Below are 12,228 nucleotides of genomic sequence, written 5' to 3' on the forward strand. Positions count from 1 at the left end.
CCAATCCCCTCCCCTTACAAAATAAATTCCCGATAAGGCACGTTCCACACGACCTCATGCGCCAGCCGATGCCCGTGATAGCCATCCTCGCCATAAGCGGTGCCGTGATCGGAGAACACCATGCAAAATACGGGACGCTCCCGCTCCCTGAAGGCCTGGAACAACCGCCCAAGCTCGCCGTCCGCATACCGGAGCGCCGCACGCTGCGTCTCCACCGAGTCCACTTTCGCTCCCGGCACAAAATAATGATTCGGTCCGTGAATCGCCGACACGTTCATAAACAGAAACAGGCGCTGAGCCTGATCCGTATTTTGCAGCAGCTTGATCGCATGATTGACCTGATGCTCGGTCGAGCGCGGGTTCGTCACGCCGAAGGCCATTCGCCAATAGCTTTCCTGAAAATAACCGGGGAGCACTTTGGCCAGCGGAACCTTTTTGGTGAAAAAGATAACGCCGCCGATACAAACGGTACGATAATCTTCCGCCTGCAGTCCGGATACGAGATCCGTCGAATCGAATTGCCAGGTGTACGGATGCGTCTTTAAGCCCGTATTCTTCGAATGAAACAAGCGCACGTGCTCCGACTTGTCCGTTGTCGCCGGAGTCGGCAGAAATCCGCCAAAGAAGGCGTGATGCGCCGCATAGGTAAAGCTGCCCGGCGTATGCCGCAGCTCCCAATGGCCGCCGCCGCACAGATTCGGACAGTTCATCTCCTCCATGACGGCCGCGTCGTAGCGCAGCGTATCCAATGTGATCATGAGCAGATCGTGGCTGCCGACGATTTCATTCATGTTGAACCTATTTTCATTTCCCATTCGTAAGGATCCAATCCTTCGTAATAGCAATTATAGAGCAAATCTCCAAACGGATTCACGTCCAGCACGTAGGGCCGATAAGAACCGCTGCTTAACAAGATATCGATGCCGGCCACGGCGGAGCGCGGAAACGCCGCCGACGTCCGTTCGGCGCACTGACGAACGACTGCCCGCAGCTCGTCGGACACCCCTGCCTCCTCCAAGCTCAAGCGCTGACTGTCGAGATGCAAATTCGTGATCGGCGTCTGGCTTGCCCGGGCAATGCTGTGACAAGCTCGGCCGGACACCGCAAGCTGCCGAATGTCGAACGTGCGATTCCGGTATGCGGCTTTGGGAATCCACTGCTCCACATGAGCGCCATGCCCCAAAAGCCAATTGACGATTTGACGGATGGAACGCGGCTCGGTGTAGTTCACCAGCTTCTTGACGTTATAAAACAACGGAGGCCGGGAGGCGTAGTTTTCGACGCCGATGGTCGTCACCGCCGACTCCGCCCCCGTAATCGGGTTTACTTGATAAGCAATCACGCCGCAGGCTCCCGAGCCTGTCGCCAATTTAACAAACAGCCGGCGCACCCTTTCGCCATCCATAACCTCGCGCAGCGCTTCGTAATTCGGGAGCGCCTCCGGGGCGGCCAATCTCCTCGGGACCGGCAATCCGGCCGACGACAGGACCCGATGCGTATGCCGCTTGTCGAACATTGCCGCGATCTCCTCGGGAGCGTTCATCCAACACGGCGCACGCCACAATTGTCCGGCTTCCCGTTCCAGGAGCGACAACAGCCGGCAGTACCCACGAAACCATTGAGAAGGATGATACAGCTTGCCCCTGATTTCCTTCATGCTGCGAGCCGTCCGGGACGAGACGGGCTGAAAAGGCTCCTGGTCCTCCGTCTTCAGCCAGCGATCGTCGATGTCGCTTAAGTCGGGGTGATCCGAATCGGATGCGCCCAGCGCAATCAGCTCGCGTTCGACTTCAAAATGCTCCCCCGGCGCGTCAATCCGCAGCAGCGGCGGTTCATCCGTCGTACTCCGCGACCGCCCGACAAGCGAACGCAACGACGCCCGTCCCTGCAGCAGATCGATATAATCCAGAACCAAGGCCGGGGGCAGCCCCAGCCTCGCTCTTGCCGCCTGCAGCCCGTTTGTTCTCCTATTGCCGGAATTGCCGACGAGGATCATCGCTTTCATCGCTATTCCGTCAGGGAAGGATAGCGGTAATCCTCTTCGTCGGCGTCGCCTTGATGATCGCTGATATCCGCTTTGATGCCCGACTGCTGCCAACGCTTCATCATTTTATCGGACATGTAATGATGGCTTAAATCCAGAAACTCCAGCTTCTTGATTTTCTCGCTCTGCAGAAGGGCTTCGGCCCCCCGGTCCGACAAGGTGCCCATGGAAAGATCCAGCGTATGCAATTGGTCGAGGATCGGAGCGTTGGCGACGGCAATGGCGATTTCGTCCTGAATTTCGCTGTCCTTGAGGCCGAGATAAGCAAGCTGAGGGAACTTGCCGGGCTCAATCAGCGGGAGTATGTCTTCCAGGCTGCCGTCAAAGCCGTAGTCCTCGACGCCCAAATACAGCTCCAGCTTTTTCAGGTTGGGGAAGCTGCCTTCGCTGATGCTGGCGATAACCTCTTTGCCCAATCCGCCGCAAATAATGACAAGCTCCTCCAGCTTGTCGTGGCGGGCCAGATCGAGGCCGAGACCTGTGCTTCCTTTGATCGTCAAGGACTTCAGCTCGGGATAAGCGGTCAGAATCGGACCGATATTGGATTGGTTGATCCAGGAGACTTCGCATTCTTCGTAAGACATATCGCCGATAAACAAGCTGCGCAGCTGCGGGAAACGGTCCTTCAAGCGAACAAGCGCCTCGACCGCTTCGCTGGAATCGTTCTCGTACGCGCCGCCCCAGTCCCCGATGACGAGACTTTCAAGCTGCAAGCTCTCGGGGCTGTCGGCCAGCTTCTCTATTAAATCTACGATTTTGGTTCCCTTCTCGTATTGATCGTAATCGACAAACAGTTTGCGTTCGGACATAACGATCCCTCCTGCGCGGATGAGTGCGAATTCTTCGTTCATTATAAGAGCCCGATAGGGAAATTTCAAATTGGACTGTCCTGCGCACGAGCAAAAAAAGCGTCCCCGCCGCGGCAAAATCGGCACAAGCCGATGATGCGCAGCTAAGGAACGCTCCTTAACGAACGGATTACATATGAACTTCGTAATTGAGCGATTTCAGCAGCGACGTTGCCCGATCCAGGTCGTCCTCCTGCTTAAAAGACAGCCGCATAATGCCCGGCACGTCTTCCCGGCTCTCGATAATCTGCAGGTTGCTCAGGTTGATCTTCTCCTGGCCGAGCTCGGTGGCGATTTTGCCGATGATGCCCGGATGGTCCGGCACGTCGACGTAGCATTCGAACAGCGGCGTGATCATGCCTTTGCGCCGCTCCGGCAGCTGGCTGCGGAAAGCCCCGGCCGAGCGGAACCGCTCGGCGATGCCTTCGCCGTCCTCCCGCTCCAGCAGCGCGGCGAAACGCTCCATCTCGTCCTGCCAGTCGCGCACGAGCTTCCGCATCACGTCGCGATTGCTCAGCAGGATATCGCGCCAGATGATCGGATCGCTCGCAGCGATGCGCGTAATGTCGCGAAAACCGCCCGCAGCAAGCCGCATGTACAACTCGTTGGACTCGTTATAGCCGGCAACCTGATTGACGAGCGCTACGGCGATCATATGCGGCAGGTGGCTGATCGCGCCGACGATGTCGTCGTGCTGAACGGCGTCCGTCTTGACGATGTGCGCGCGCGTATGCTTGAGCAGCCGCTCCAGCTTGCCGACGGATTCGGGAGGCGTACTCGCCGTCGGCGTGAGCACGTAATAGGCGTTCTCCAGCAAGTACAGGCTGGCCGCTTCGACGCCGGAGCGCTCAGAGCCCGCCATCGGATGTCCTCCGATAAAGACGGCGCCGCTCAAGCCCAGCTTGTCGGCATGGCGTACGACGGACGCCTTCGTGCTGCCCACGTCGGAGATGATGCAGCCCGGCTTAAGCGGCAGACGCGACAGCTCGTCCACGTATTCCTCCAGCCGCCCGACCGGCACGCACAGAAAAATAAAATCCGCGTCCTTCGCCGCTTCCTCCAGGGAGGTCGTAGCCGTATCGACGACGCCCAGCGCCACATATTTCTCGATCGACGCCGGATTCACCGAATGGCCGACGATATGGACGCCGGGCTTGCCCTTGAAGCACAGCGCCAGCGAGCCGCCGATCAGGCCGACGCCGAACACGGCGATCCGGATCGGATTCGCGGCGTCGAAATCCGTAAAGTCGCTAAACTCCCCGCTCATACCCTCACACCTTTACCGCGATTTCTTGCAGCACCGCGGTCAGAGCGGCGATGACTTTCTCGTTCTGCTCCTGGCTGCAGACCGTAATCCGAACGCTCGTCGGATAGCGCTGATGTCCCGCTCTTACGATAACGCCTTTGCGCAGCAGCGCCTCGAACACGTCCTGGCCCGGTCTTTGCACGTCGACCATAATGAAATTTCCGTGGGCCGGGAAAGCCTTTAAGCCCAGCTCCTCGAACGCGCGGTTAAGGAAGGCGATCCCTTTCCTGTTCTCCTCGCGGCAGAACGAGATGAATGCTTCGTCCTGCAGCGCCGCCAGCGCAGCCGCCTGCCCCATCCGGGACGTATTAAACGGCTCGCGCACCTGATTGATGCTGCGGATAACGTCCGGGCGTCCAATGCCGTAGCCGATACGCAGCGAAGCGAGTCCGTAAATTTTGGAGAACGTTCTGAGCAGAATCACGTTCGGGTATTTCTGCAGCAGCTTCAATCCGTCCGGGAAGGAAGGATCGTCGACGTATTCGCAGTAAGCTTCGTCCAGCACGACAAGCACGTGTCCCGGCACCTTGGAGAGGAACCATTCGACCTCGTCCGCCGTATTGATCGTTCCCGTCGGGTTGTTCGGGTTGCAGATCCAGACGATTTTCGTTTTCTCGTTCACCCGCTCCAGCATCGAATAGAGGTCGTGCGTGCCTTCCTTCAGCGGCACCTCGATCGACTTCCCGTTCTCGATCGTCACATTGTGCTTGTATTGCGGGAACGTCTGGTCCGCCATCACCGTCTCGTCCCCCGGCTGCAGGAACGCGCGGCAAATCATCAGAATGATCTCGTCGGAGCCCGCTCCGAAAATAACTTGATCCGGATTCACCGCATGGTGCTTGGCCAGAGCGTTGGTCAGCTCCACGGCGGCTCCGTCCGGGTAAATGCTCATATTTTCGAGCTCGCGGGCGATCGCTTCCTTCGCTTTCGGCGAGCAGCCATACGGATTCTCGTTGGATGCCAGCTTGATGACCTCGGTCAAGCCCAATTCTCTCTTCACGTCTTCTACCGGCTTGCCCGGCTGATAGACCGGCAAGTGGACAATATTCGGTTTCGGTTGCATCGTTGTCCCTCCTGAGATACGGCAAACGGAGCGCAGCATGCTCCGCCGCGGCGGGGCACCAGTCGCTCCGTAAGATTATAGTGCTTCTATTGTGACACACCAACGCGGTGCTGTACAGATGTCTGTACGCTTTTTTTCCGTAAAAGAATCAGGCCGTGACGCGCGGCTTCAACTCGGCGATAAACTCGCGTACGTCCCGAAGGCCCCGCTCCCGCTCGGAAGCGTCCCCGGAAGCAAGCAGCGGCAGCGCTTCTTCGATCTGCCGCACGATGGCGCTGCCGACGATCACGCCGTCGCACTGGCCGGCGAACCGTTCCGCCTGCTCGCGGCTGGAGATGCCGAAGCCGACGCAGATCGGCACGCTGGACGCCCGGCGCACCGAAGCGAGGAACGCGTCGATGCCCTCGTGGAAGGTGGAACGCACGCCCGTGACGCCAAGCGAGGAGACGCAGTAGACGAAGCCTTGCGCTCTGGCGGCGATTCGCTCGACCCGGGCCTCCGACGTCGGAGCGACGAGCGGGATCAAGTGAATGCCGCTTGCTTCCGCCAAGGCGCGAACCTCCGCATCCTCCTCGAGCGGCAGGTCGGGAATAATCATCCCGCTGAAGCCGTGTTCCTGAAGCAGGGCGAAGTAGCGCTCAAGCCCAAGCTGCAGCACCGGGTTAAAATAAGTAAATAAAATGAAGGGCATTTTCACGCCGCGCTCCCGGGCTTTGGAAGCGACGGCCATGCAGTCGAGCAGGCCGATCCGGTTGCGCAGCGCGCGCTCGGACGCCCGCTGAATGACCGGACCGTCGGCCAGCGGGTCCGAATACGGAACGCCCAGCTCGACCATATGCGCTCCCGCTTCCTCCGCCGCCTGCACCAGAGCGACGGACGTGTCCAGGTCGGGATCCCCCATCGTAATGAACGGAATGAGCGCCGTCTCTCCGCTTGCCTTCAGGCTCGCGAATACGGCGTCGATCGCATTCGTCGCGCTCATAACGGCTGTCCCTCCTCTGTCGCCAGATACGACATAATCGATTCCACGTCTTTGTCGCCGCGGCCCGACAGGCTGACGACGATAATCTCGTCCTTGCCCATCATCGGAGCGATTTTCAGCACCTGCGCGATCGCGTGCGCCGATTCCAGCGCCGGAATGATGCCTTCCATGCGGGACAGCGTCGACAGCGCGTCGAGCGCTTCCTTGTCGGTAATCGGCACGTACTGGGCGCGTTCGGAGTCCTTGAGATACGCATGCTCTGGTCCGATGCCCGGATAGTCAAGCCCCGCGGAGATCGAATGCGCCGGCAGCACCTGGCCGCCTTCATCCTGCAGCACATAGCTCATCGAGCCCTGGAATACGCCCGGACGGCCCTTGGTCATCGTGGCCGCATGCTCTTCGGTGTCGACGCCGCGGCCGGCCGCTTCCACGCCGAGAAGACGCACGCTCTTGTCCTCGATGAACGGGTGGAACATGCCGATCGCGTTGCTGCCTCCTCCGACCGCCGCCACGACGACGTCGGGCAGACGGCCTTCCGCTTCAAGAATCTGCTCCCGCGATTCCAGGCCGATAATGCGCTGGAAGTCGCGAACCATCATCGGATACGGATGCGGTCCGGTCACCGAGCCGAGAATATAATACGTATCGTCGACATGGCTGACCCAATAGCGCAGCGTTTCGTTGCAAGCGTCCTTGAGCGTGCGCGTCCCCGACATAACCGGGACGACCTCGGAGCCGAGCAGCTTCATGCGGAATACGTTAAGCTGCTGGCGCTTCGTGTCCTCCTCGCCCATGAACACCTTGCACTCGAGCCCCATCAGGGCGGCTACCGTCGCCGTGGCGACGCCGTGCTGGCCCGCGCCCGTCTCGGCGATCACCTTTTTCTTCCCCATCCGCTTCGCCAGTACCGCTTGACCGATTGTATTGTTGATCTTGTGCGCGCCGGTGTGGTTCAAATCCTCGCGCTTCAGATAAATTTTCGCGCCGCCGAGATGCTCGGACAGCCTCTCCGCGTAATACAGCGGCGTCGGCCGGCCGGAATATTGCTTCAGCAAATAACGGACCTCTTCCAGAAACTCCGGGTCGTCCTTATACTTCCGGTACGCGTCCTCCAGCTCGATCAAGGCGTTCATTAACGTTTCCGGAACGTATTTTCCGCCGAACGGACCGAAGCGTCCGTGCTGATCCGGTACTTGACTCATGCGTTGTTCACCCTTTCTACGAATGCGGCGATTTTGCCGTTGTCCTTCGCTCCGTCGGTCTCCACGCCGCTGGAGATGTCGACGCCGTCGGGCCGGTAGGCCGCGACGAGCTCGTCCGCGTTATCCGGGGACAAGCCTCCCGCGACGAACAGTCTGAGCCCGCTGCTTGCCGCCGCCCGCCGATAAGCCGGAATGACGTCCCAACGGAACGTCCGCCCGGTTCCCCCGCCCGCCGTATCCAGCAGCACGGTGGACACGGCTCCCGCGTATGTCTCCAGATGCGCGGCCCCTGCGGAGGGATCGTCCTCGTCCTGCACCGGCAAAGCCCGCCATACGTCGACGTTCAGCCGCTCGCGCACTTCCCGCGCGAACTCCGGCGTCTCGTCGCCGTGCAGCTGCACAGCATCGAGCGGGACGACGGCCAGCGTCTGCTCCAACTGCTCCAGCGTCGGATTGACGAACACGCCGACCGTAAGCGGCGGCTGGCCGCCCGCCATCGCAACGCTCCGGGACGCTTCCCGAAGCTGCGCCGCCCGCTCAGGCGTCACCTGTCTGCGGCTCTTGGCAAACACGAAGCCGATATAATCGACCCTCAGCCCCGCCATGCCCCGCAATGTCGTTTCTTCTTTAATACCGCATATTTTCACGAGCGGGGGCTTCCCGTTCGCGTCGCGGCTTTCCGCCGTCATAGCGCCGCGCCTTCTCTCTTGGCCGGTCCGAGCAGCTCGTTCACCGCGTCCTCGACGCTCGGCTGGCGCATGAAATGCTCGCCGATCAGGACGGCCTGCGCGCCCGCCTTGCGGACGTAAGCAACGTCGTCCGTCGTCGCAATCGCGCTCTCGCTCACCGCGACGACGCCGGACGGCATCAGGCCGATCAATTGCTCGGTGACGCTCAGGTCGGTGACGAACGTTTTCAAATCGCGATTGTTGACGCCGATCAGCGTCGCTTGGCCGAATTCGAGCACCGTCTCAAGCTCCGGACGGTTATGCACCTCCACCAGCACGTCCAGGCCGAGATCGCGCGCCAGCGTATGGAAATCCGAGAGCTGCTTCGGCGTCAGGATCGCCGCGATCAGCAGGATCGCGTCCGCGCCGATCAGCCTCGCCTCGTATATCTGTCGCTCGTCGACCGTAAAATCCTTGCGCAGCAAAGGCACTTTAACCTGCTTGCGGATTTCCGTCAAGTAAGCGTTGCTGCCCTGGAAATAATCGACGTCCGTCAACACGGAGATGCAGTCGGTTCCGGCGCGCTCGTACGCCTGCGCCAGGCTGACGGGATGAAAATCCGGGCGGATCAGCCCTTTGGACGGGCTCGCCTTCTTCACTTCCGCGATCAGGCCGACCGGGCGATTGCGGCCGACCAGCGCCCGCTCGAAGCCCCGGCATGCCGCCAGCTCCGCAATCCGCCTCTCCGCTTCGGACAGCGACAGCGTTTGTTTAAGCGTCCCTACCTCTTGGAGCTTGGTAGCGACAATCCGGTCAAGAAACATGGCTCAGCTCTCCCGTCGTGGCAATCCATTGCTGCAATTTATCGGCGGCAAGTCCGGACGCGATCGTCTCCGCCGCCGCGGTCACTCCGTCCTTAAGCGAGTCGGCGCGCCCAGCGACGTAGATGCACGCGCCGGCGTTGGCCAGTACGATGTCGCGGTAAGCGCTCTTCTCTCCGCCGAGCACGCGGCGGATAATTTGCGCGTTCTCCATCGCGTTGCCGCCCTGCACCGCCTTCAGGGAAACGGTCGACAGGCCGATCTCCTCGGGCGTAATGTCGTAAGTGACGACCTCGCCGTCCCGCAGCTCCGACACCTGCGTCGGCGCCGAGACGCTGATTTCGTCCAGGCCGTCGTGGCTGCCGACGACCATCGCGCGCTTTAAGCCCAGCCCGGACAGCACTTCCGCGACCGTAGAGGTGCGGGAGCGGTCGTACAGGCCGATCATCTGGCGATCCGCCCTCGCCGGGTTGGCCAGCGGGCCGAGCATATTGAAGATGGTGCGGACTCCCAGCTCCTTGCGCGGAGCCGCGGCATACTTCAGAGCCGGATGATAGAGCTGCGCGAACATAAAGCAGATGCCCGTCTGCTCCAGACATTCGGCGGCCTGCTCCGCCGTCAGATTAATGTTCACACCAAGCGCCTCCAGCACGTCCGCGCTGCCGGCTTTGCCGGACATCGCGCGGTTCCCGTGCTTGGCGACTCTTGCTCCGGCCGCCGAAGCGATAATCGCCGACGCCGTCGAGATGTTGAACTTGTGCACGCCGGAGCCGCCCGTTCCGCACGTGTCGAGCAGATCTTCGCGCTCCGTCGCAACCCGGTTGGAGAGCGCCCGCATCGCTTCCGCGAAGCCGAGAATTTCGTCCGGCGTCTCGCCCTTCATGCGCAGCGCGACAACCGTGCCGCCGATCTGCGCCGGTGTCGCTTCGCCTTTCATGATCGTCGTCATTACGTCAAAAGCTTCTTCCCTCGTCAAGTTGTCCCCGCTCAGCAGCCTGGAGAGCGCCTGAGGCAAGCTGATCGCGATCGTTTCGCTCATCTTTTTCGCATCCCCTCTCGTTTAGTCGTAATCCAGATTCGTCCGCCGGTCTCCCGCCAGCACGGGCGAGAAGTCGCTGGCGCTCCGCTTGGCCGCGCCCGCCGGAGGGAACGCCGCTTCCGCCGCGCGGATCGCCTTGAGCATTCCTTTGGCTTTGTTCTGCGTCTCCAAATACTCGTTCTCCGGAACGGAATCCCAGACGATGCCGGCCCCGGCCTGCACGTACGCTTTGCCGTGCTTGAATATGATCGTCCGAATCGTAATGCACGTATTCAAGTTGCCGGAGAAGCCGAGATACCCGATCGCTCCCGCGTAAGCGCCTCTCGCTTCGTTCTCCAGCTCTGCGATAATCTCCATCGCCCGCAGCTTCGGCGCTCCGGAGACGGTGCCCGCCGGCAAGCACGACAGGAAGGCGTCGTAGAAGTCTTTGTCCGGCCGCAGCTCGCCCGTAACGTTCGAGACGATGTGCATGACGTGGGAGTAACGTTCGATCTCCATATAAGTGTCGCATTTGACCGTGCCGAACGTGGACACTCTGCCCAGGTCGTTGCGGCCCAGATCGACGAGCATGACGTGCTCCGCCCGCTCCTTCTCGTCGGCCAGCAGCTCGCGTTCGAGCTCCGCGTCCTCTTCCGGCGTACCTCCTCTAGGCCTCGTGCCGGCGATCGGGCGGGTTTCCACTTTGCCGTTGTCGACTTTAACGAGCAGCTCCGGCGACGTGCCGACGATCACCTCGTCGTCCAGCTTCAGCACGTACATATACGGCGACGGATTCATCGTTCTCAGCACGCGGTACACGTGGAGCGGATCGACCTCCGTCTCGATGTGGAACCGCTGGGAGAGCACCACCTGGAAAATGTCCCCGGCCCGGATGTACTCCTTGGCCTGGTTCACGTTGTCGATAAACTGCTGCTTCGTCAGGTTCGAGGAAATCTCCCCCAGCTCGGGGTCCTGCGGAGGCGTGCTCCTCGACGGCTGCACCGGAATCGGCTGCTGGATTCTGCGGATCGTATCGTCGATGGCGTTAAGCGTCTCCCGGTAACTGGCTTCGATGGCCGCGTCGCTCGCCCCTTCCGGGATGTGGACGTTGCCGATGACGAGCACGTGCTGCTTGAAGTGGTCGAACGCGATGACCAGATCGCAGAACATAAACTGCATATCGTCCATGTTCAGGTCGTCTTCCTTATGCGGCGGCAGCTTGCGCTCGTAATACTGCAGCAGGTCGTAACCGAAAAATCCGATCGCCCCGCCCGTGAACGGAGGCAGCTCGGGCAGCGCAGGGCTGCGGTAGCCTCGAAGCTTCTCTCTGAGCAGCTGCAGCGGCTCCGTCGTCGTATGCGACTCGACTTTGCCGTTCTCCTCCAACGTCAGCGCGTTGTGCTTAAGCTTGAGCACGAGGAACGGGTCCGTGCCGATATAGGAATATCTGGCCCACTTCGCGCCGCCCTCGACGCTTTCCAGCAGAAACGCCCGTTTGTCCCTGCTCAGATGCTGGAACACCCGAATCGGCGTCTCCGTGTCGGCCAGCAGCTTGCGCACGACCGGAATGACGTTGTACTGTCCCGCCATTGCTTTAATTTCCTGAAGCTCCCGCTGATCCATCGTTATCTCTCCCCCGTCGGCTTGGGCCGTATCGCGCCGTCTGCGCCGAAAATCAAAAAAGCACCTCTGCGCGCAGAGATGCGTTCATAGACAAGATTAGGTTGACCGACTTCCGCCATGCGTATGACAAAATCATAACGCGTGTCGAATACGGCAACTCCGCTCATCTGATCTCAACTCTGCTTCGCTCGCATCCGCGTAAGTTGCCGTCCCTGTGGCCGGCCGTTCCGCTCTGCTTAATGAATACACTATACCATCGCTTCAGACTGTCGTCAATGCATAAGACTTCTTCCAGTTCCATACTCCGATTTCTTTACCAGCTGATTTTTATTTGGTAATCCTCTCCAAGAGTCTCGATCAAGAAGCATCGTTTTATTCTGCTCTAGCATGTACCTGACCATCTCTTTCTTAAATTCTTCGCTGTAGAAGTTTCTTTCCATGCCTGCTCCTCTCCCTTATATGGTTATTATCAACCTTCACTTAATAAGGGATGTCCACTTTTTATTCTAGCTGTAAATTGCTCTTTGCAGGATCACTCGTTCGCAATCGTCCAGACGATCGGCTGATTGATTCAAATAGTCAACACATCGCTTCAGTTCATAATCGTATCCTACCTTTAGCCCAACCCAGTAGTAGGAGAGCTTATCCTCCAG

General features: G+C 59.9%; 11 protein-coding genes. All 11 read right to left on the reverse strand.

What is annotated here, in order from left to right; translation table 11 throughout:
* Nucleotides 1-14 precede the first annotated feature (14 nt).
* Nucleotides 15-815, reverse strand: coding sequence for an STM4013/SEN3800 family hydrolase (locus ACFFT4_RS09770; protein WP_378047161.1), 801 nt, complete (start codon nucleotides 813-815; stop codon nucleotides 15-17).
* Complete coding sequence (locus tag ACFFT4_RS09775) at nucleotides 788-2,005, reverse strand: STM4014 family protein (protein ID WP_378047163.1); 1,218 nt, start codon at nucleotides 2,003-2,005, stop codon at nucleotides 788-790. The genes ACFFT4_RS09770 and ACFFT4_RS09775 overlap by 28 nt, the downstream gene beginning before the upstream one ends.
* A gap of 2 nt (nucleotides 2,006-2,007) precedes the next feature.
* The gene (locus ACFFT4_RS09780; RefSeq protein ID WP_378047164.1) at nucleotides 2,008-2,853 is read right to left on the reverse strand and encodes an STM4015 family protein; all 846 of its coding nucleotides are present in this window, start codon (nucleotides 2,851-2,853) and stop codon (nucleotides 2,008-2,010) included.
* A gap of 169 nt (nucleotides 2,854-3,022) precedes the next feature.
* Nucleotides 3,023-4,159, reverse strand: a complete 1,137-nt coding sequence (locus tag ACFFT4_RS09785; RefSeq protein ID WP_378047166.1) for a prephenate dehydrogenase — start codon at nucleotides 4,157-4,159, stop codon at nucleotides 3,023-3,025.
* Nucleotides 4,160-4,163: 4 nt separating this feature from the next.
* The gene (gene hisC, locus ACFFT4_RS09790) at nucleotides 4,164-5,261 is read right to left on the reverse strand and encodes a histidinol-phosphate transaminase (RefSeq protein ID WP_378047168.1); all 1,098 of its coding nucleotides are present in this window, start codon (nucleotides 5,259-5,261) and stop codon (nucleotides 4,164-4,166) included.
* 148 nt (nucleotides 5,262-5,409) lie between these two features.
* A complete protein-coding gene (gene trpA / locus ACFFT4_RS09795) occupies nucleotides 5,410-6,243 on the reverse strand; it encodes a tryptophan synthase subunit alpha (RefSeq protein WP_378047170.1) in 834 nt (277 codons plus the stop codon).
* Nucleotides 6,240-7,445 (reverse strand): tryptophan synthase subunit beta, encoded by a 1,206-nt coding sequence (gene trpB, locus ACFFT4_RS09800; protein WP_378047171.1) that lies wholly within the window; start codon nucleotides 7,443-7,445, stop codon nucleotides 6,240-6,242. The genes trpA and trpB overlap by 4 nt, the downstream gene beginning before the upstream one ends.
* Entirely contained in the window at nucleotides 7,442-8,134 is a 693-nt protein-coding gene (locus ACFFT4_RS09805; RefSeq protein ID WP_378047172.1) for a phosphoribosylanthranilate isomerase, read from the reverse strand. Before ACFFT4_RS09805 ends, trpB begins: the two co-directional genes overlap by 4 nt.
* Nucleotides 8,131-8,937: an indole-3-glycerol phosphate synthase TrpC gene (gene trpC, locus ACFFT4_RS09810; protein ID WP_378047174.1), complete on the reverse strand. Its 807-nt coding sequence runs from the start codon at nucleotides 8,935-8,937 to the stop codon at nucleotides 8,131-8,133. The genes ACFFT4_RS09805 and trpC overlap by 4 nt, the downstream gene beginning before the upstream one ends.
* Nucleotides 8,927-9,973, reverse strand: coding sequence for an anthranilate phosphoribosyltransferase (gene trpD, locus ACFFT4_RS09815; protein ID WP_378047176.1), 1,047 nt, complete (start codon nucleotides 9,971-9,973; stop codon nucleotides 8,927-8,929). Before trpD ends, trpC begins: the two co-directional genes overlap by 11 nt.
* A 21-nt stretch (nucleotides 9,974-9,994) precedes the next feature.
* Nucleotides 9,995-11,575, reverse strand: coding sequence for an anthranilate synthase component I (gene trpE / locus ACFFT4_RS09820; protein WP_378047178.1), 1,581 nt, complete (start codon nucleotides 11,573-11,575; stop codon nucleotides 9,995-9,997).
* Nucleotides 11,576-12,228: the final 653 nt, after the last annotated feature.

Origin of the sequence: Cohnella cellulosilytica, from assembly GCF_042431195.1 — a bacterium.
GTDB lineage: Bacteria > Bacillota > Bacilli > Paenibacillales > Paenibacillaceae > Cohnella > Cohnella cellulosilytica.